General features: G+C 58.5%; 15 protein-coding genes and 1 pseudogene. 12 read left to right on the top strand and 4 right to left on the bottom strand.

The window, feature by feature from the left end:
• The first annotated feature begins 346 nt into the window (after positions 1–346).
• Complete coding sequence (locus tag ACVWZM_RS10175) at positions 347–1,174, top strand: Effector protein NopP (protein WP_456853030.1); 828 nt, start codon at positions 347–349, stop codon at positions 1,172–1,174.
• Between the two features lie 893 nt (positions 1,175–2,067).
• Here the strand turns inward: ACVWZM_RS10175 and ACVWZM_RS10170 are convergent.
• The 4 genes from ACVWZM_RS10170 to ACVWZM_RS10155 all read right to left on the bottom strand — a co-directional run bounded on the left by ACVWZM_RS10170 (position 2,068) and on the right by ACVWZM_RS10155 (position 8,278).
• The gene (locus ACVWZM_RS10170) at positions 2,068–2,454 is read right to left on the bottom strand and encodes a response regulator transcription factor (protein WP_253624801.1); all 387 of its coding nucleotides are present in this window, start codon (positions 2,452–2,454) and stop codon (positions 2,068–2,070) included.
• Positions 2,455–2,547: 93 nt separating this feature from the next.
• Positions 2,548–3,219 (bottom strand): response regulator transcription factor, encoded by a 672-nt coding sequence (locus ACVWZM_RS10165; RefSeq protein ID WP_456853028.1) that lies wholly within the window; start codon positions 3,217–3,219, stop codon positions 2,548–2,550.
• Positions 3,216–5,888, bottom strand: coding sequence for a PAS domain S-box protein (locus ACVWZM_RS10160; protein ID WP_456853026.1), 2,673 nt, complete (start codon positions 5,886–5,888; stop codon positions 3,216–3,218). The genes ACVWZM_RS10165 and ACVWZM_RS10160 overlap by 4 nt, the downstream gene beginning before the upstream one ends.
• Positions 5,889–6,973: 1,085 nt before the next feature.
• Positions 6,974–8,278 carry a dicarboxylate/amino acid:cation symporter gene (locus tag ACVWZM_RS10155; protein ID WP_253640872.1) on the bottom strand — a complete coding sequence of 435 codons (1,305 nt, stop codon included), beginning with the start codon at positions 8,276–8,278 and terminating at the stop codon, positions 6,974–6,976.
• A gap of 1,493 nt (positions 8,279–9,771) precedes the next feature.
• Here ACVWZM_RS10155 and ACVWZM_RS10150 point away from each other — a divergent pair.
• The 11 genes and pseudogenes from ACVWZM_RS10150 to ACVWZM_RS10100 all read left to right on the top strand — a co-directional run bounded on the left by ACVWZM_RS10150 (position 9,772) and on the right by ACVWZM_RS10100 (position 21,297).
• The gene (locus ACVWZM_RS10150; protein ID WP_456853024.1) at positions 9,772–10,818 is read left to right on the top strand and encodes an aromatic ring-hydroxylating dioxygenase subunit alpha; all 1,047 of its coding nucleotides are present in this window, start codon (positions 9,772–9,774) and stop codon (positions 10,816–10,818) included.
• Positions 10,819–10,821: 3 nt separating this feature from the next.
• Positions 10,822–11,574, top strand: coding sequence for a GntR family transcriptional regulator (locus ACVWZM_RS10145; protein WP_050422951.1), 753 nt, complete (start codon positions 10,822–10,824; stop codon positions 11,572–11,574).
• Positions 11,575–11,584: 10 nt separating this feature from the next.
• Positions 11,585–12,565 carry a PDR/VanB family oxidoreductase gene (locus ACVWZM_RS10140; RefSeq protein ID WP_456853022.1) on the top strand — a complete coding sequence of 327 codons (981 nt, stop codon included), beginning with the start codon at positions 11,585–11,587 and terminating at the stop codon, positions 12,563–12,565.
• 739 nt (positions 12,566–13,304) lie between these two features.
• Positions 13,305–13,986, top strand: a pseudogene (locus tag ACVWZM_RS10135) (molybdate ABC transporter permease subunit).
• Between the two features lie 102 nt (positions 13,987–14,088).
• Entirely contained in the window at positions 14,089–15,351 is a 1,263-nt protein-coding gene (locus ACVWZM_RS10130) for a serine hydrolase domain-containing protein (RefSeq protein ID WP_456853020.1), read from the top strand.
• Positions 15,352–16,167: 816 nt separating this feature from the next.
• Positions 16,168–17,259, top strand: coding sequence for a hydrogenase small subunit (locus ACVWZM_RS10125; RefSeq protein WP_456828130.1), 1,092 nt, complete (start codon positions 16,168–16,170; stop codon positions 17,257–17,259).
• A gap of 23 nt (positions 17,260–17,282) precedes the next feature.
• Positions 17,283–19,073, top strand: a complete 1,791-nt coding sequence (locus tag ACVWZM_RS10120; RefSeq protein WP_456853018.1) for a nickel-dependent hydrogenase large subunit — start codon at positions 17,283–17,285, stop codon at positions 19,071–19,073.
• A 4-nt stretch (positions 19,074–19,077) separates the two neighbouring features.
• Positions 19,078–19,797 carry a Ni/Fe-hydrogenase, b-type cytochrome subunit gene (gene cybH / locus ACVWZM_RS10115; protein ID WP_456853016.1) on the top strand — a complete coding sequence of 240 codons (720 nt, stop codon included), beginning with the start codon at positions 19,078–19,080 and terminating at the stop codon, positions 19,795–19,797.
• On the top strand, positions 19,794–20,393 hold the full coding sequence (locus ACVWZM_RS10110) for a HyaD/HybD family hydrogenase maturation endopeptidase (protein WP_456853014.1): 600 nt from the start codon (positions 19,794–19,796) through the stop codon (positions 20,391–20,393). The genes cybH and ACVWZM_RS10110 overlap by 4 nt, the downstream gene beginning before the upstream one ends.
• Before the next feature lie 16 nt (positions 20,394–20,409).
• The gene (locus ACVWZM_RS10105) at positions 20,410–20,700 is read left to right on the top strand and encodes a HypC/HybG/HupF family hydrogenase formation chaperone (RefSeq protein WP_050402936.1); all 291 of its coding nucleotides are present in this window, start codon (positions 20,410–20,412) and stop codon (positions 20,698–20,700) included.
• Positions 20,701–20,886: 186 nt separating this feature from the next.
• Positions 20,887–21,297 carry a hypothetical protein gene (locus tag ACVWZM_RS10100; protein WP_456853012.1) on the top strand — a complete coding sequence of 137 codons (411 nt, stop codon included), beginning with the start codon at positions 20,887–20,889 and terminating at the stop codon, positions 21,295–21,297.
• Positions 21,298–21,309: the final 12 nt, after the last annotated feature.

Here is a 21,309-nt window from a genome sequence, read left to right as displayed (position 1 = left end):
AAGACGGCCCGTCCACGAGCTCCACTGAACCATCGCAACGAAGAACAAGGATATGAGGCGGTGCGGCGGGACTTTGTATGGGGTCAGCAGGCCAACATCGAACGATCCAATTGTTTGTGAAGAGGCATTCTGGGACTTGCTCGCGGCCTCATCAAGCCTACTGAATGCCAATGGCTTGAGCGTGTGCCGTGCTCGTTTGGAAGCAAGCACGGTGACAAGCCAGAGTGAAGTACGATTAGCGGGATCCACGTCAGGTTTTCGTAAGCCAGGCTGCCTATCAGCTCCACACGGCCTAACAGGCCTTGACCAAGTGCAGAAATCTTGCCCGACGGGAGCACCAATCGCCATGTATAATCGCATCAACGGCTCGTACTACTACCAATCACCGCCCTCTGCCGAAGCTGACGAGCAAGCGGATGCAAACAGCTTTGCGGATGCGTTCACCAACATGCGGTTGGGCGAATCTGGCTCAAGCGGCAGCTCATCTTCGGCGACAAGGCCGTATTCGCTGGTTTCAACTCCTCCTGTGATAGAATTCAAAGATCGCAGATCGTTCCGGGAAGCCGCGAAGGCCTATCATGGCGACGAGATCAAGTACATCGCCGATAACCCGCAAGAGTACTCCGACTTCGTGTCCGCTAGAGCAAGGCGAACTGCAGAGGTTGCCGAAGACTATGGAACAACCCGAGATTCCGACGACGCGCGATACTTCAGCTACCAGTTGGGGAACAAGAGTGTCGGACTTCTAAGAATGGAGGGCGGCGACAGCATGACGGAGTTCGACGTCAAGAGATGGCAGCAGCTATTTCCTGGGCGAACTGGGACTACATCAACTGTGGACCTTCAAGTCGTTCATCCGCTTGTCGAGAACGCCGGCGATATCTTGCTTGAGCACCAGCTCCGAATGGACGGCGAAAGGCCATTGCTCAATTTGCGTCCGGCTAATCCAGAAGCAAGAGCCCGTGCGGCAAAGATGGGGTTCGTCGAGGTTGATGAAGACAACATGGTTCTCGACCCAGAGAAGTCGGCCAATTGGATAAGGAACAGTGATGGTGAATGGCAGCGGAAAGGCACCACTGGGCGGTACCTTTCAAAAGCTGACGACAGTGACGGTAGCGATAGCGAGAACGTAGAAAGCTCCTCAAGGTACGACTACGAGGACGATTTCATGTGACGAGAGGATCTTACATAAGGTCGGCATCTAGACTATTTAGCGCCGCTCTTCGCAAAATCTTGCGTAGCTAAGCGGTCTATTGCCGCCGCAGCCCGTAGAGAGCCTGCTGGTTTCGAGCGAGATACCGCCTGGAGTGCAGCCGCGCCACCGGGCTTAGTGCCTACTGGGCAGCCGATCCGATGCGCAATCCAATAGATGGAATAGCTCGCATCCGCTGATTGGTTGCGTCAGATCAGACCAGTTCCGCCCGGCCGCCGTTAGGCGGCCGGGCGTTTCGCATGAGTATCTGGGCGGCTTGGCTGTGGAGGTCTTGTGCACCATCTAACATGCGCAGCAGTTGGGGAGGGTCGAAGAGGTCGTCACAAGGGGTGGCCTGAAGAAGGCGCGGAGCGATGCCAAGCTCCAATAGACAAGCAGGGCAAAAATGTGGTGACTGGCGTCGTGGCCGAAAGAACTCGCGCAGGGCCTTTGCGCGCCAACCCATATCACCCAAAACACGCATGACTTCTCACGATGGCCCCACAGAGAGCTTCTGGGTTGAACGAAGCTCTTTTGTTGCGCCAAGCGATATGTCGCAATCGTATTTTGCTGCTACGAATCTGAGCGAAGAAGCGCTTGAGCTTGTCGAATAACTTCTGCGCAAGGTCACCCGAAGTGTCAAAAAGCAGAGACGAGCGGAGCCTAGAAGTGCCAAGTACTGCGGCCGTTGGTGACAACGTCGTTCTGAGCGGCCTGATGCCTGGTGGGCAGCTCACGGGCCAAGAAGGCAATACGACATCGACTACCGCTGGTGCCGCCAGATTTCGGAGAGTCCGCTTCATATAAGATCGTACCGAGCTCGCGACCGGATCTCAACATTCAGGGCTGAAATGACTCGCCGCCGGCTGATCGTTTCAAGTGCGTCCTCCGTTGCGGCTTTCCTTCAGTGCGGCATCGAGGTGCTCGATCAGTGCATGTCCGGCGAAGGGCTTGGCCAAGAAGCCAATCGCCCCTGCGCTCAGAGCTGAGGCGCGCACGCGGTCGTTCGGGAAGGCAGTAATGAAAATGAACGGCACCCCGTAGCCGCGGGTCCGCATTTCCGCCAGCAGATCCAGGCCGCTCATAACCGGCATCTGCATGTCCGTAATTACGCAGGAGGTCTCATTCAACCGCTGGGACCTCAAAAAATCCTCGGCCGACGCAAACGTTTGAACGATGTAGCCGCGCGATTTCAATAGGTTCTCCGTCGCCGCACGGACAGATGCGTCGTCGTCAACGACAGAAATCAAAGGCGTGGACAAGACGATTCCTCCTGGCGCGGGACTAACGGCTGCCGAGGCATTAGCCACCCTGGGCGAAAAGTGGGCTCGAGTGACGAAATTGTAAAATCATACTTAGGTTTGTTCAGAACGATTGGCGCCGATCCCCAGAGTCTCAGCCATTCTGATCAGATCGGCCAGCGAGCGGGCACGCATCTTTCTCATTACGTGTCCCCGGTAGATCTTGACCGTAATCTCGGCGAGCCCAAGCTCAGCGGCGACCTGCTTGTTCATCAGGCCGGAAGCGACCAGCTTCATCACCGCCTGTTCGCGCGGGCTTAGGGTCTCAAATAGGGACTGCAGGTTCGCGACGGTTTGCTGGGCCTCCCGTCTTTTGCGGTCGCGCTCGGTCGCGGCGATCACCGCGTCAAGCAATTCCTGATCGCGAAACGGTTTGGTAAGAAAATCGACCGCGCCTCCTTTCATCGCCCTGACGCTCATGGGAATGTCGCCATGGCCGGTAATGAAAATGATCGGAATATGGATGTTCGACTTCGCCAGCTCAGTTTGGAACTCCAGGCCGCTCAAGCCTGGGAGCCGGACATCAAGAACCAGACAGCTAACAACATCCGGAAGTGCGCTCTGCAGCATTTCGCGGGCCGACCCAAATGCAACGACGTCCAAACCTACCGATTGAAAAAGGTTGGTGAGCGACCGACGCATGGAGATGTCGTCCTCGACGACGAAGACGATCGCCTTTGTCGAGGTCTCGGGATTGCTGCTTGGCGAGTCAAAGCGTCGCGTCACGAGCCGACCTCCTCATGCAACGGCAGGGCAAACTGGAATGTCACGCCCGGCTCCTGCTTGCGCACCACTGACAGCCGTCCTCCGTGAGCTTCTACGATTGACCGGCAGATCGAAAGACCCATTCCCAGTCCGCTGGACTTCGTGGTGAAGAAAGGATCTAGCACGCGGTCCGCATCATTCTCGGCGATCCCGACGCCCCAATCTGTCACGGCCACCTGCACATGCCCCATATCGTCCATAGATGACTGAATCAGCAACTCACGCTTTCGGTCCGTGACTGCGTCCATGGCTTCGATCCCGTTCATCACCAGATTGATGATCACTTGCTGCAGCTGAATCCGGTCACCGAGAATCGTAGGGAGAGCTGCCGTCAACTCGGTTCGTAAAGCCACTTGGTGGCTCACCAGCTCTCGTGTCACCAGCGCAATGACGTCCCCAACGACCTCATTGATATCGAGCGGCACCATCTCGATCTCGCCCTTCTTCGCAAGTGCGCGCACGCGACGGATTACTTCGCTTGCCCGTATTGCGTCTTCAATAATCCACTCAACCGAAGAGCGCGCCGCTGATAGATCAGGAGTTTCGCGGCCCATCCAACCGAGGCACGCGTCAGCGTTGCTGATAATAGCGGCGAGTGGTTGGTTGATTTCATGGGCAATGGAGGTTGTCAGCTCTCCTAACGTCGTTACACGTGTCACATGCGCAAGTTCCGCCTGTGCCTTCCGCAACTGTTGTTCGGCTTGATTTGCGCGAATAATAGCGGTGATGTCGGTGCTGACGCCGCGGTAGCCAAGGAACTTGCCGTTCGCATCAAAAAAGGGCTTGCCGCCGGTCCGAACGTAGATCGGAGATCCGGTCCGGTTGACGGTACGGTAGACCAGATCCCGGAACGGCAGATGCGCCTCCAGTGTGGCCCGGTGCTGCCGCCACTTCTCAGGTTCCTCTTCCACATCGCACGCAATGTCCCAGCGGAGCAGGCCCATCAATCCTGTCGCTAAGATTCCCGCAGCGCTGGTGTGCTCGGACAAGCGCGTAACCTGGTGATCCGGCCCGGTCTCCCAGAGCCAATCGGAAGCCGTCTCGGCGTAATCGCGAAAGCGCTGCTCGCTTTCGCGCAGCGCAGCCAGTGTGTTTTCCAGGCGCTCTCTAGCGGCGTATTGCTCGGTCACGTCCATATGCGTTCCGATCAGTTCGCTCACGCAGCCATCGTTGCCGACCACGACATGCGCAACAGAGTGTATGCGCCTTATCCCGCCGTCTTTTAGAAGAATTCGAAAATCATACTCGAAGCGGTCTTGCTTGAGCTCGATAGCCTGGCGCTGCACCTCCTGGAGCCCGGGGAGATCGTCTGGATGGATGCGCGAGCGAATGGTCTCTATTGATACAGTCTCTTGCGGATCAAACTCAAACAGACGATCGACCTCGGCGGAGCGATACACAAAATCGAGCCCGTGAACGTCCCAGGACCAACTGCCCGTGTGACTGAGATGCTGGGCTTCGGCGAGATAGGCCTCACTGCGCCGCAGCTTCTGCTCTGCTTGCCGCTCCGCGGTAACATCCGTCGCTGCTCCGACAAACTCAATATCACCGCTGGCGGTTCTCGTGGCTCGTGCCCGCGCATGGATGTGCTTCACCGAGCCGTCCGGCAGCAGCAGCCGGTATTCATGTTCGAAATCCTTCGGATCTCGCATCGCCCGATCAATGACCTCTTGAACCGAAGCCCTATCATCTGGATGCGTGCGCTCGACGACGAGGTGCGGCGACGGAACGGTCTGCGGGTCCAACTCAAATATTCGAAACGTCTCCTTTGACCAGAAGACCTCGCCGGTGACGACATTCCAGCCGAAGCTGCCTGTATGGCTCAGCTCCTGGGCCTGGGCCAAATGTGCTTCGCTCCGCTGCAGGGCAAACTCGGTCCGCTTCCGTTCGGTGATATCTTCGCAGGATATCAGAACAATGGGCCGGTCATCAGCCCAGATCATGGCTTTGGCATTTTCACGTACCCACAGTACCGAGCCGTCGTTCCTGACTTTCCGTGCCTCCCAGGTTCGCGATTGACCGATATCTTCAAGGCAGGCGCGAATGCATTCGCGAGCTAACTCGCGATCCTCCTCCAGAAAGACTCCCAGGATGGAGTGGCCGATCAGCTCGGAACGCGCATAGCCGAGCTGTGCCGCGCCGAACGTATTGGTATTGAGGACGGTACCGGCTTCGTCGACCATGACGTACATGGCCGGATTGTGTTCAAAGATTGCTTGCCAGCGTTTCTCGCGGTCCTCCAAATCGGCTGCGCTGATCCGGAGCTTGGCTGCGGCCTCACGCGCGGCTTGGCTTTCCTGGCGGACTTTTCCGATCAAGTGCGTTCCGACGATCGAGACAATGAAAAACGCAACGACCACCGGAAGATCTTGTGGATCATCGATCCGCAGACTGAACGCCGGCGGCGCAAAGTAGTAAGCGAGAGCCGCGATGGCCACGACGCAAAGCGCGGATGACGCGATGAAGCTGCCCATCAACGAAAACAGCAATACGACTAACAAATAGGCGAACGCCGTCGCAGCGAACTGCGCGTGAAGGTACAAGCAACCCAGCGTTACCACGGCCAACGTTATGCTGCCGAAGGTAAACTGAGGCGCTGAAACTTTCAAACTGCTGATCTGGCTACGCATTTTTATACCGTCCGGCCTTTTCTCCGGCGGGAGAGCTATAACATTTTAGGCAAAAATGGGGCAATCGTTTCGCTGCCGACAGACGCTCGTGAGCGGACCCGAGATCGATTGCCTTCTGTCGAACTCAGCACGCGCCGAAGAAATACGCATTACAAACGTACGTATAGTTGTCCTAAACCTTTCAATAGTGCGCGCTGACCTGTGTACAATCGAGGCTGCGTTGTCTGGTTTCCTCCGCGGCCGGTGACCTCGGGGCAGGCATTCGAGGTTGCGGCCCTAGGATCGCCGCCGGGACCTGTTGGCACGCCACGACGAGGACAAGGGCTGCAGTTCAGCGAGGACGTCGCGGCCGAAAAAGCATCCCGCTCGCCGAATCCGGAAAAGATAGATGCAAGCTGCGGGACCACGCATCTCGCGATCGATCATGCGGAAGGGAACGCAATGTAATGTGCCAAGATAGCAAGGCGAAGTTATGCAACGGCTGTCTATGCCTCGCGGCCATCTCAGCCCAGGTTTCGTGCCGATGAGCCGTTAGCCGGAATCGAGAGCGCGTATATGACGCCGAGCCGACACTAGCTTCTTCGAGCCGCCTCGTCTCAGTCAAGGTGCCAATCTAGTCCACGCAGATCACACTTATCGCGATCTGGATACGCGCCGTTAGACTGAGCCGAACGCGAAAGAGGCTACCGCCTAGCCGGCCGGGCGAGGCGAGTGCGGTGACCACGGACGTGGCCATTTGTGGGCAAGCCAACGCCTTGGTCCGTCACGCTGGATACGTTCTTTCGCAGTCTTACTGTCTGGCTCGGCAATGTTGCACAGGCGCTCGGCTGGCCAGCAGCCTGACCTCGAAAGACCACGCTTGAAAATGACTTTCCAAAATTGCAGCTCCTTCTCGCGTGCGGTAGCGCCTCACAGGCGACTGCCGGGGGCGTGACGCGGAGCAAGAGCTGCGTTCTGGAGATCCCGTGGGAGAAAGCTCCGATTCGCAGTTCAAACACGCTGCCGACTTGAACTACGAAGGATCGTGAATGCGGTTGCGCTTGGATTCGACGCGTCTTGCAATGACGGCGACCAAGATCCGGGGCCTACCTCCTTGTGTCGACAGTGGTGGGCCGGTCGAGCCGAGCGTGCAACGTCGCGTGCTCTAGCTCGCCTTCCCACCAGGATACGAACACGGCTGCAATGCCATTGCCAGTGATGTTGGTAAGGGCGCGTACCTCGCTCATGAACTTGTCGATCGAGAACACGATTGCCATACCCGGTACCAGCGCTGGGTTGACGACCGACAATGTTGCGGCGAGCGTGATGAAGCCCGCGCCGGTGACGCCGCTTGCCCCCTTGGAGGTCAGCATTGCCACGAGCAAGATCGTGAGCTGTTGGCCAAAGGTGAGATCGACTCCGAGTGCTTGGGCAATGAACAATGTGGCAAGCGTCATATAGATGTTGGTGCCATCGAGGTTGAAGGAGTACCCAGTTGGGACCACCAGGCCGACCACGGGCTTGGAGCAGCCCAGCCGCTCAAGCTTCCCCATCAATTGCGGCAGCGCGCTTTCCGAGGACGAAGTGCCGAGCACGATCAAAAGCTCGTCCTTGATATAGGCAATGAACTTGAAAATCGAAAAGCCGACGATGCGTGCGATAATGCCGAGCACCACCACCACAAAAAGCGCAGCCGTCACGTAAAATAGCGCGATCAGACCGATCAGATTGCCGAGCGCTGCCGGCCCGAACTTGCCAATCGTGAAGGCCATGGCGCCGAAGGCTCCGATCGGGGCCGCTTTCATGATGATGGCGATTACGCCGAACACCGCGTGCGCGACGTCGTCAATCATGCCGCGCAGCCGCTCCCCGCGTTCTCCTAGCGCCATCAGAGAAAAACCGAACAGGATCGCGAACAGGAGCACCTGCAAAACATCGCCGCGAGCAAACGCGCCAACTATTGTATCGGGAATGATGTTGAGAACGAAATCGACGCTCTTGGAGGCTTCCGCTTGCTTGACGTAATTGGCGACCGCTGCAGCGTCCGGCTTGACTGCAAGGCCATGACCGATTTGGACCAGATTACCCATAATAAGGCCCAACAGCAGCGCAAAGCTGGAGACGATCTCGAAATAGACCAATGCCTTGACGCCGACGCGCCCGACTTTCTTTGCATCCTGAATGTGTGCGATGCCGGATGCGACGGTGCAGAAGATGATCGGCGCGATCACCATCTTGATGAGTTTGATGAATCCGTCACCGAGCGCCTTGACCCAATCGTTGGTCGCGACAGATGGCCACAGCCAACCGACCAAGGCGCCAACCACGATGGCGATCAACACCTGGACGTAGAGGATCTTATACCAAGTTTGCGACGCGCGCGCGGGCGCCGCGGTTGCCATGGTGGTCATGACGCTTCCTTCCCGAATATACTCGAATGCAAGCCGCCGCGTCGTTGAGAGGCGACAGCATCATGCGAGGCTCGTCGTTTTAGCCGTGTCCGATTGAAGACGATCCGAGAGGCGGCGCGTCATCCCAAAGGCAGGCGTTCAGTTACGTTATCTTTTTTCGCTAAGCAAGATATGCACCAGATGCCCGATCTGCGGCCAATCAAGTGTCCGCGGATAAACCGTCTCTCGCCGTTGGCTCTCGGTCCAGGTGCTCGGACCGCGGTTGCAAGCTCGAACATGACGTTGCAGCATAATGCGTATCTTTGGTCGGCTGGGCGTAGCGCGGGCACGTCTCGAGCTGGAAGTTTGGCGTGATCGGATGCCCCGACTGATGAGATTGATGCAACACTGCGTGAGATTGGTAAAATCGATAGTTTTGATCGTAGGCATTCACAGGATGGAAGTCTGGCACATCGAAGATCTAGAACCCGATTGCCGCAAATTCTGTGATGGAGGCGCTGCATTTTCGCTAGCGGCAAAGCATGTCCGTTCGCGGGGCATTTGTCTCCAGGTGAAGTGACCGCACAGCTCAGCAGAAGGCGGAGATCTGGCTGTGCGCACAAGAGCCCGCAGAGGTCGTCCAAGAAGAAGCAATCTTATGGCCCTTGAAGTCCTGCCGTCTGTTGCCGAGTTCAGCGGCAACGTGGCCCCTCAAGACGGGGTATCGTCGTCGCTGCTCGACCTCGCGGTTGGCCAGAATGGGAACACCGAACATGCTCGATAGCTCCCGCATGTAGGCGTACTACAGAGCCGAATCGTCGTTTGATGAGAATCTCCGAGCACGAGCGCATGCGGCGCGGCGCAAGATGAATGGGCGCGCTGATTCCGTCGTTTTTATCGGATTGTTCAAGCATTGCGCGATGCTTGAGCAACGCGCCTTCACGCCATCCATGCGCATCGGGGAAGGGGAGCCACTATCGTAAATCGCGCAGAGGCGCGCTTCGGCAAAATTGGCGGAGGCCATTCGGATCGCACGGACCAATGGCGCCTTCTGCTTGGGTGTTGAATGTCGCCCATCGACCCTTTGCTATCGCTTCGGGGAGCGCGCGTATGCACGATGTTGGCATCAATAAAGGTGCTGCCATTCGCGCTGCGTATTTCACCTGGAGCTATCAAGCTCGATCCGATCTCGGGCTATCGCGCGGTTGTTGCGCACGCTGGACGGTGCTGAGAGCCCCATCAGGCTAGGGACCCAGCAGATCGCCATATGAGGACAGCGCAGATTCTGGCGCGAGATGCCGTCGGGCATGCGCGCCGGCGAGGTCGAACTCAGCGGGTGCTGCCGTTTTGCCGCGCTCTAACCCAAGCTGATGCTTGGCTGGCGAGATCAATTTAGGACCCTTTTCTGTATACAAACTTTCCTGGGCCAGCCGCGCAATTGTGCATTTATGGCCACACTTCAGCCGAAGTTACTGGACATTGTATACATAAAGTGTCCAGAGTTGGGGTGATACATGAGCCGGTGCTTTCCGATGAATGTCTGGTACGCAGCCGCTTGGGATGCCGAGGTGAAGCAGGCCTTGTTGCCGCGCACGATCTGCGGCAGGCACGTGGTGATGTATCGGCGCACCAATGGCGAAGTGGTAGCGCTCGAGGACGCCTGTTGGCATCGACTAGTGCCTCTCTCAAAAGGCCGCCTTGAGGGCGACAGCGTTGTCTGCGGCTATCATGGTCTGAAATTCAACGCGCAGGGCCGCTGCACCTTCATGCCCTCGCAAGAAACGATCAACCCCTCCGCCTGTGTGCGTGCTTATCCCGTCGTCGAGCGCCATCGCTTCGTCTGGCTATGGATGGGTGATCCGGCGCTAGCCGACCCGGCCTTGGTGCCGGACATGCACTGGAACGATGATCCCGCTTGGGCCGGCGATGGTGATACCATTCATCTGAAATGCGATTATCGTCTGGTTATCGACAACCTCATGGACCTGACGCACGAAACTTTTGTGCACGGCGCCAGCATCGGCAACGACGCCATCGCGGAAGCGCCGTTTGACGTCACTCATGGGGAGAAGACCGCCACCGTGACGCGCTGGATGAAGGGGATTACCGCGCCGCCATTTTGGGCCAAGCAGTTGCAAAAACCTGGTCCGGTGGACCGCTGGCAAATCATTCGTTTCGAGGCTCCGTGCACGATCAATATCGACGTCGGCGTGGCGCCCACTGGAACCGGCGCGCCCGAAGGCAATCGCGCTGCCGGGGTCAATGGTCTTGTCCTCAACACGATCACGCCCGAAACGGAAACGAGCTGCCATTATTTCTGGGCATTTGTGCGCAACTATCGGTTAAACGAACAGCGCCTGACCACCGAGCTCCGCCAAGGTGTTTCTGGCATCTTCCGTGAGGACGAGGTCATCCTCGAGGCGCAGCAGCGCGCGATTGACGAAAATCCTGACCGCGCCTTTTACAATCTTAATATCGATGCGGGCGCGATGTGGGCCCGCCGCCTGGTAGAGCGGATGATCGACGCCGAGAAATCGCACAGTCGGCAGGCCGCGGAGTAGGGCATGGCCGAGCGCGAAAGCGATCGCTCCGTCTCACAAACTGTACGTGCCCAGCTCAGCTTGCGCGATCTGATCCTGTCCGGCGACTTGCGGCCGGGCGAGCGGATCTCCGAATTGCAGGCTGTTGAGACGACCGGCGCTTCGCGCACCCCGGTGCGAATGGCATTGGTCCGCCTGGAGGAGGAGGGACTTCTGGAAGCCATTCCTTCTGGCGGCTTCATGGTGAAGACGTTCTCCGAGCGAGATGTCATGGATTCGATTGAGCTGCGTGGCACGCTCGAAGGTCTCGCCGCTCGTTTTGCAGCCGAGCGCGGTGCTTCGTCGCGCGATCTCGAGCCCTTGAAACGATGCCTTGACGAGATCGACGGCGTGGTGCGGCAGGATCCAATCTCTGTGGACGCTTTCTCTTCCTACGTCGCGCTCAATGCGCGCCTTCACGCCATGTTGACTGAATTGTCGCGTAGCCCGCCCTTGATCCGGCAGGTGGATCGCGCCTCCGCGCTGCCCTTTGCCTCCCCAAGCGGCTTTGTGATGACCCAATCGACACTGCCGGATGCGCGCGACACGCTCATGATTGCGCAAGATCAACACCGCGTCGTGATCGACGCAATCGAAAACCGCGAAGGTGCGCGCGCTGAGGCGATCATGCGCGAGCATGCGCGAGTGGCGGCGCGCAATTTGCGCTTGGTGCTCCAGAACAAGACGCATTTTGACCTACTGCCGGGGCTGGCGCTTATCAGGATGGCAGGCGAGTAAAGGAATCTGCATGCGGTTCATTGAAAGCTGGATACCGGCAACCCTTGTCGCGACGCGCGATCTGACGCCTTCGATCCGCGAGTTGCTGATCAGACCGGAAAGCTTTGATGGCGCGACCTATCCGGTCGGCAGCCATATCAATGTCGCTGTCACTATCGATGGGCGCCCAGAGACGCGGTCTTACTCGCTGGTCGGCGAAGCCGACCGAGGCGGCTATCGTATCGCGGTGCGCCGCGCCGAGGACACCCGCGGCGGCTCGCGGTACATGTGGTCCCTTGCGCCGGGTGCGCGGCTGAGCATCACATTGCCTGCCTCGTTGCTGCAGATCGACTGGGCGCGCCGGCACTACTGCCTGATCGCGGGCGGCATCGGCATTACGCCACTGGTTGGGGCAGCTCAGGTGCTCGCCTGCCGCGATGCCGATTTCACGCTGCATTATGCTGTGCCCTGCCGCGAGCAGGCCGCCTATTTGGATGTCCTCGCCCCCTTGCTGAACGAGCGGCTTATTGTCCATGCAGCCGATGAGGGGCGCCGGCTCAATTTCGATAATCTGTTCGCCTCGCTGCCGCCTGACGCCTTGACCATGTTGTGCGGTCCGATGCGGATGCTCGATGCCGCGCGCCGGGCCTGGGATAGCGCAGGACGAACGGTGTCCGACCTGCGCTACGAAACCTTCGGGTCGAGCGGCTCGCTGCCGACTGAAGGATTTCGGGTTCGCTTTGTCGATCGGAACCTCGAAATCGAAATTCCGAGTGATCGCTCGCTGCTGGACGTACTCAATGAATCCGGTTGCGAGGTGATTGCGGATTGCCGGCGCGGCGAGTGTGGTGTTTGCGCCATCGACATCATCAAGATCGACGGTGAGCTTGATCATCGTGACGTCTTCTTCAGCGAGCCGCAGAAACGCGCGAACGAAAAGATCTGTGCATGTGTCTCCCGCGCCCGGGGCACTATCACGGTCGATATACGGCACCGCCCGGACGCTCTGTAGGTCGCTGCAAACCGTTTTCGGTGCCTCCCGGCACACTAGCTGCATGTCGCAAGGTTGTGCGCTCGTTTATCACGGTGCGCACATGATTACCGGATGAAGGCGTCGCTGCTTGGAGGCCCTTTGCGGCAATGTCCAGCAAGGCATGAATTCCGATACGCTTGCTACCAGCCGCGTCCATTATCGTAAATGGGACTGTGGCGGATTGTGCTTGCGCTCAGCCGCGCCCGCGCTCGAGCGAACTCTAAACGACCGGGGCAATTTTCGAAACAGAATCCACTTAAGGGTCGCGTCGAGTGATCATGAAGCGCCGTAAGATCCAATAGCAACCCTGAGGGCGTCAAACTCTGCCGCATCATTGTGCCGCCGCTGTCTGCTCGGGAACAAAGATGCCGGAAACCTGACAGAGCGCAAGATCCACTCCACAGCGAACTCGTCGGCTGTGCGTATTTTCTCGCGTTGAGCCTAGGTGCACCACATTGCGCAAGCGGCACAGGGATTGCTGGACGACGAGCGAGGAGCTGCCGCCGTCAAGATCGGTCGAAGCGGCCCCGTAACAGGAGTTTCCTATGAAGCTTGCGACGCTGCTCTTGCTTGCGAGAACGACGCGCGTCAATGTGGGGGCCGCCACGAAGTTCCGCACGACTAAGAGGCGCTGCGCGCCCCATGCCTCGGCGCGCCGGACGTGCAGGCGATCACTGCCCCGAGACGGCGACCGTCTCTCGCTGGGGGGCTGACGGCGATGGATGCGTTTTCGGCAGAGATTTGGCAATCCGTTGCGCTTACGGTCGAGCTCGCCAGCGTGACGACCATGATCCTCCTGGTGATTGGTGCGCCGCTCGCGTGGTGGCTAGCGCGTTCAAAGACTGCTCTGCGCGAGGCGGTGGCAGCGATCATCACGCTGCTGCTGGTGCTACCGCCGACGGCACTCGGTTTCTGCGTCCTCGTGCTGCTCGGCCCCAGCGGCCCCGGGCGGGCTTCTCGCTTCTTTCTGGGGCGAACGCTCGCTCGCCTTTACCTTCGCAGGAATCGTAGTCGGATCGGTGCTCTCGGCGTTGCCTTTGGTGGTGCAGCCAATCCGCAACGCCTTTGCTGCGATGGGCGACCCTCCGCTGGAAGCTGCGGCGCGGGTTTCTCCGTTGTATGCCTTCATTACCATCGGTTTGCCGCTGGCGCGATTGGAGTTTGTCAAAGCCGCTGTGATTGGTTTTGCTCATACGATCGGCACATTCGGCGTCGTGATGATGATCGGCGGCAATATTCCCGGGCGCACCAAGGTGTTGTCGGCCTACGTCATAGACTACGTCCAAGCATCACGCTGGCGCGAGGCGAGTGTGGTTGCGGGCGGTATGGTGATGTTCGCTTTTGCGGTCATCTTCACCTTAGCTCTCCTCGACAGACGCTGTTCCAGGAGAAGCACATGAGCGCAGGCACGCCAAGCCGGGTCGAGGGGCGTTCCGCTTGCCAGACCAGACATGCCAGAGCTGGAGCAGCGCAAGCCAGCTCCGTCTATTGGCGAGGATAGAATGAACAAGCTTGTTATGGCCGCAGTGGTTGCTGGAATCAGCTTCAACTCAGTGCATTCAGCGCCTCTGCCCGAGGCCATGGCCGATGACGTCGGAGTTTCTCAGCAACGCCTTGCCAAGCTAGACGAGTTCTTCGATCGTGAGATCGAAAGCAAGCGCGTGCCGGGCGCGGTGGTTGCAATCGCCCGAGACGGCAAGCTGATTCATTACAAGGCGTATGGCCAACTTGATCCTGCAAGAGGATCGTCGATGCGGCTCGATGCGATGTTCGCGCTTGCATCTATGACCAAGCCGATGGTGGCCGTTGCCGGGCTCACCCTCATGGAGCAAGGTCGCCTGCCTCTACAGGGCAAGCTTACGGATTATTACCCGGAATTCGCAAACATGAAGGTCGCGGTGCCACGGCCTGACGGTTCGTTAAAGTATCAAGCGCAGAGTTCTCCGATCTACATCCACGATCTTTATCGGCACACATCAGGTCTCACCTATGGCGCGCCTCCAGATAGTCCAGACCAAGTGGCGCGTCTCTACCCGGATTTTGCAGCCCCGCCGCTAAAGGGTGACAAGCAGGCATTCATCCAGGCCATTACCAAGTTGCCGCTAGCGCACCAACCGGGGACGGAATTCGAATACGGCTTCTCGACCGACGTGCTCGGAGCTGTTGTGGAACAGGTCAGCGGACAACGATTGGGCGACTATCTTGCCAGCAACCTGTGGAAGCCGATCGGGATGCAGGATGCCACTTTCCATTTGTCCACATCACAACGCGAGCGCCTCGCGCATCCGTTTCCAGACGACCCGCTGACTGGAAAGCCACAAAAGATCGAGCTCCTCGAAAGTCCGACAATGTTTGACTGCGGAGGAGCCTGCGCGTTTGCGACAGTCGGTGACTATGTGCGCTTCGGGCAAATGCTGCTAAACGGCGGGGAGCTCGATGGGCAGCGCATTCTCGGCCCGAAGACGGTGCGCCACATGATCTCCAACCACCTCGGGCCGGAGATCAAGAATAAGGTCGCCAATGTGGAGGCGCATCGTGCCGGCTTCGGCTTTGGACTCGGAGTGGCTGTGCGCATAAGCGAGGGTATCTCGGCGGTTCCGGGCAATCCAGGTGAGTTCACCTGGACCGGCGCTTACGGAACACAATTTTTCTGCGACCCGAAGGAGCGTCTGATCGTGGTGGTCGGAACGGCCGCGCCCGGAGAAATCCGCAAGTACTATCGCGAACAAGTCCAGTACATCGTCTATGCTGGAATAATTCGATAATTCGCCCGGCGTTGAAAGACCCCGACGACAGTTTTGCGTGGTTGGAAACCGGCGTTGCCGCTAGACACCGATGACTGAACTCAGCGCCGGAGCTGCTATCCTCGGCCGGATTGCGCCGGTGCTAGGAACGAACGTGACGCTTCCGGCATCGCGAAGAGACTCTCGCAGGCGAGTGCGGCGTCGTGATATGCTAAGAGAACCGCGGCTTGCCGTCGATTGACCCGCGCGATGCTCTCCTAGATGATCGCTTTAGAACATCCAGACCGTGGCGCCCGATCCCTTGGTAACGCCGTGCGGCAGCCACATTGAATGACAGACAGATCGGACCGATCCGCCTTGCAAATCAAAGCATGTGCGCTGCGCTGCGCGGCTCGGCATCGCGTTCTGTTCGGCGCTGGGCCGGCCACTTTGGCATGTTTCCGCAGTCGGACTATGACACGGATCGAACCCCATTTGGCCCGCAGAGAGCAAGTCTGATTGAGATGGACGGTGCCCGTCAACTGCACCAACTCGTTCAACAACCGGTATGCGCGCGCGTGTTCCGATCGTGCAAAAGCGGGTATGACGTCGTCGCCCTGGATTGGCAAAATCATTGTGCTGCTCTGTTGAAGTTCTCACATCGACGTTCAAAGCCCGACATCACTGGCGTGACAGGGCTCAACGGCGCGAGCCTGGGGTTTGCTGGCCGGCTCGCCGATAGGACAAGAGTCGAAAGGCTGGCTTGGCACCAAGTCAAGCGTTGCGCTCCGATGGCCTGTTTCTTGCTGCTGCGTCAGCAGTTCGTTACTGCCGACGACGACTCACATGGAAGGGTTCATGGGTGGGGCAACGGAGACGCTTTACAGCGTGATCAGACGTCAGGGCATCACGCGTCGTAGTTTCCACAAATTCTGCAGTTTGACGGCCGCAAGCTTGGGACTTGGTCCGCTTGCCGCAAGCACTATTGCCGACGCCCTGGAGACCAAGCCGCGCGTACCCGTGATCTGGCTGCACGGGCTCGAGTGCACCTGCTGCTCGGAAAGCTTCATCCGCTCGGCCCATCCGCTGATCAAAGACACGCTGCTGTCGATGATTTCGCTCGACTATGACGATACGATCATGGCGGCGGCTGGACACCAGGCTGAAGCCATCCTGGAGGAAGTCCGCGCCAAGTATAAAGGCAAGTATGTGCTTGCGGTCGAAGGTAATCCGCCGCTGAAGCAGGGGGGCATGTTCTGCATTGACGGCGGCAAGCCGTTCGTTGAAAAGCTCAGGTCGATGGCGGAAGAGTCGATGGCGATCATCGCTTGGGGCACGTGTGCGTCCTGGGGATGCGTCCAGGCGGCCAAGCCCAATCCGACTGGCGCTGCGCCGATCGATCAGGTGATCAAGAACAAGCCGATCATCAAGGTGCCCGGCTGTCCGCCTATCGCAGAGGTCATGAGCGGCTTGGTGACTTTCATCACCACGTTCGGAAAGCTTCCGGAGCTCGATCGCCAAGGGCGCCCAAAGATGTTTTATTCCGAGCGCATTCACGACAAATGCTATCGACGTTCCCATTTCGACGCCGGCCAATTTGTCGAAGAGTGGGACGATGAGTGCGCACGCAAGGGCTATTGCCTCTACAAGATGGGCTGCAAGGGGCCAACCACCTACAATGCCTGTTCGGCCCTTCGGTGGAACGGCGGTGTTTCATTTCCGATTCAATCCGGCCACGGCTGCCTCAGTTGCTCCGAAGACGGCTTTTGGGACAAGGGTTCATTTTACGACCGACTCACGACCATCAAGCAGTTCGGCATTGAGAAGAACGCCGATCAGATTGGTATGGCTGCTGCCGGGGTGGTTGGGCTGACCGTCGCCGCCCATGCGGCGGTCACCGCCGTGAAGCGGTTGACCAACAAGCCGGATCGCACAGCTCCACCAAAGTAAACGGAATTGAGAAGAGGGCGACGGTGGCCGGACAGATACCAAATGGGTTCAATCTCGATCGCTCCGGCAAGCGAATTGTCATCGATCCGTTGACGCGCATCGAAGGCCACCTGCGTGTCGAAGCCAATGTCGATTCCGACAACGTGATCCGCAATGCGGTTTCGAGCGGGACGATGTGGCGTGGCATCGAAGTCATCCTGCGCGGGCGCGATCCACGCGACGCCTGGGCGTTTACTGAGCGGATTTGCGGTGTCTGCACCGGCACCCATGCGCTGACCTCTGTGCGCGCGGTTGAGAATGCGTTAGGGATCACGATTCCGGAGAATGCCAATTCGATCCGAAACATCATGCAGCTGTGCTTGCTCGTGCATGATCATCTCGTGCACTTCTACCATCTGCATGCACTCGATTGGGTCGACGTGGTCTCCGCGCTCCAGGCCGCCCCCAAGTCGACCTCCGCGCTGGCGCAGTCCATCTCGCCGTGGCCGTTGTCGTCTCCTGGCTATTTTAAGGATCTGCAGATCAGGCTGACTAAATTCTTCGGATCAGGGCAATTAGGTCCCTTCAAGAACGGTTATTGGGGGCATCCGGCCTACAAGCTGCCGGCGGAGGCGAACCTGATAGCCCTGGCGCATTATCTGGAAGCGCTCGACTTCCAGAAGGAGATCGTCAAAATCCAGGCCGTCTATGGGGGCAAGAATCCGCATCCGAACTGGCTGGTCGGCGGCGTGCCCTGCGCGATCAACATCGACGGAACTGGTGCGGTGGGTGCGATCAACATGGAGCGCCTTAATCTCGTATCCTCGATCATCGACCGTTCGATCGAGTTTGTCGAGCAGGTCTATCTGCCCGACGTCGCAATGATCGGCTCGTTCTATAAGGATTGGCTCCATGGCGGCGGACTTTCAAGCAAAAGCGTAATGTCCTATGGCGACATCCTCGAAAACGCCAACGACTGTTCTTCGAACAATCTCAAGCTGCCGCGCGGCGTGATCCTTGATGGCAACCTCACGGAGATATTGCCGATCGACCATAGTGATCCGGAGCAGATCCAGGAGTTCGTCACGCATTCGTGGTATAAATACCCGCACGATTGCTGTGGACTGCATCCATGGGATGGCATCACCGAACCGAGTTTCGAGCTCGGGCCAAAAGTCAAGGGCAGTCAGACCGATATCAAGGAACTCGACGAAGGCGGCAAGTATTCGTGGATCAAAGCGCCGCGCTGGCGCGGCCACGCCGTCGAGGTCGGACCTTTGGCGCGATACATCATCGGTTATGCGCAGGGCAAAGCCGAGTTCAAGGAGCCGACCGACAGACTGCTCAAGGGACTGAATCTTCCCCTGACGGCGATGTTCTCGACGCTTGGCCGTACCGCGGCGCGGGCACTCGAATGCCAGTGGGCGGCGCATCAGCTCCGTTATTTCCAGGATAAGTTGGTCGTCCACATTAAGGCAGGCAATACGGCAACTGCCAATGTCACAAGATGGAAGCCGGAAAGTTGGCCCAAGGAGGCGATGGGCTACGGTTTCGCTGAGGCGCCGCGCGGTGCGCTTGGACACTGGATCAAGATCAAGGACACAAAGATCGACAACTATCAATGTGTCGTGCCGACGACATGGAACGGATCTCCTCGCGATCCCAAGGGCAATATTGGCGCCTTTGAAGCCTCGCTGATCGGCACCCCGTTGGCCGATCCGCTGCGACCCCTGGAGATCTTGCGTACGATCCATTCCTTTGATCCGTGCCTGGCGTGCTCGACCCATGTGATGAGTCTTGACGGCCAAGAAATGGCTTCAGTCAATGTTCGTTAGGGACATGCTGAACAAGGCTCGGCAGCCCCTCGCTGCCGTCGATGCGGCACCGACCGAGTGCAGCATCGGCCATCGCGGCGCCTACGTTTATGACGCGCCGGTGCGACTGTGGCACTGGGTCAATGCGGCGGCCATTCTGATGCTGGCCTTAACCGGCTATCTGATTGGAACGGGCACACCGGCGATGTCGGGACAAGCAAGCGGCAATTTCCTGTTCGGCTATATCCGATTTGCGCATTTCTCTGCGGGATATGTCCTCAGCGTCGGCTTTGTTCTGCGCATTTACTCGGCCCTGATTGGAAATCGACATGCCACGCAGATCTTTTGCGTTCCGCTCTGGCGCGGGTGCTTTTGGCGCGAGGTGCACCACGAGATTCGCCGGTACGGGTTCCTTGCAGTTGAGCCCGACAGACGCGTCGGGCACAACCCCCTGGCTCAGCTCGCAATGTTCCTTATGTTTACGCAAACGATCACGTTCATGATCATCACAGGCTTTGCACTTTATGGGCAGGGCGCCGGTAGCGACAGTTGGCAGGACAGGCTGTTCGGCTGGGTGTTTTCAATCTGGCCGAATAGCCAGGACGTCCATACCTGGCATCATCTCGGCCTGTGGGTGATCTTGGTCTTTGTGCTGGTTCACATCTACGCAGTGATCCGGGAGGACATCATGTCGCGCCGGAGCATCTCCTCCATGATTTCGGGTGAGCGCGAGTTTCGCGATTGAATGGCACGCGGTTACTAGTTCCGGAGAAAAAGCAACGGATCCTTGTGCTTGGCATCGGCAATATCCTGTGGGCCGATGAGGGGTTCGGCGTGCGGGCGGTAGAGGAGTTCCATCGCCGATATGTAGTCGCTGACAACGTCACCGTCCTTGATGGCGGCACGCAGGGGCTCTACCTCGTGAGTTATCTTGAGCAGGCCGATTGCCTGATCGTGTTCGACGCCATCGACTTTGCACTCCCACCCGGAGAGTTGAAGCTCATGCGGGATGCCGAGGTGCCAAAATTTGCTGGCGCCAAGAAGATAAGCCTACATCAGACCGGCTTTCAGGAGGTCTTGAGTGCGGCCGATCTGCTTGGCCGCTGCCCGCGAGACCTCGCTCTCATCGGGTGTCAGGCGCTGGACCTGGAGCACTGGGGCGGTCCGCTGACAGCTCAGGTGCGCTTCCAGATTGCGCCGGCGATCGAATTGGCTTGCAAACTCCTGGCGCAGTGGGGCTCGCCGGCCACACTGCGAACGGCGCCGCTGCCTGCATCAGAACGGCTGTTGGCGAACAATATCGACCATGCAAGTTATGAGATGGGAGCGCAGCCGATCTAGCGGCCCGCGATTGATCATGTGTCTTGGCTTACCAATGATGATTGTTGAGACGGACGACATCACGGCACTTTGTGAGTATCGCAACGAACAGCGGCGTGTCTCGGTCATGCTGCTCTACTGCGCCCCGGTCGGCGCCAGGGTGCTCGTTCATATCGACACCGCCGTGCGACTCTTGGATGAGGATGAAGCAAGACTGATCTCGGAAGCACTCGACGGGCTTGACGCCAGCCGTAACGGCCAGGACTGCGGCCCCTTCTTTGCGGACCTGGTCGGTCGTGAGCCGCAATTGCCCGAGCATCTACGTTAGCGGTTCTGCTGCGGATGTTGCGGTGACTACGCCTGCTCGCAAATCGATCAATCGCGCGCACCTTCCGCATGGAAAGGTCAATGCTTCGAGCGATGATTCCAGTCTCCCTCACAGCGCGACGATGATTGGCACGTGCCTTGCTACATCTCACCTAGCTCAAACCAAGGACTATCTGAAGGGAGTCTGATGAAGTTCCAGCCGGCGCGGCATGATCTCGCACCCTGTCCGTCCGAGGTGAAGAGCATCAGCGCGCATGCACGCCTGGCCACGCACGCTTCCGCGAGCGCGCCCGAAGTGCTGCTGGCGGTCGCTGCCGTGCATTCGCTCCGGGCCGTCCATGTCGCATTATCCCTTCCTGAATTGATCAAGGCTTTTCGGCATTGCGTGCAAAGCGCAGGTCCTACGCATGCGTTGGCTGGAAAGCTGGTCGGAAGACTCGGCCCGCGTCGTCGATCGACGCCAATTTTGTGCCATCGGCACGATACGCTCTGCCTGATCGGCAGGCGTCTGGACCGTTTGGTCAAGATCGGCCGCATCGTCGCACCGATCGTTTGGCTGTACGCGGGTAGCATTTGTGCCGGCTATGCCTCCCGATAGATCCAACGGGAC

This window comes from Bradyrhizobium sp. USDA 4501 (assembly GCF_054062115.1).
The sequence above is the reverse complement of the archived record's forward strand: the minus strand, read 5'-3'. Positions and strand labels throughout refer to the sequence as shown.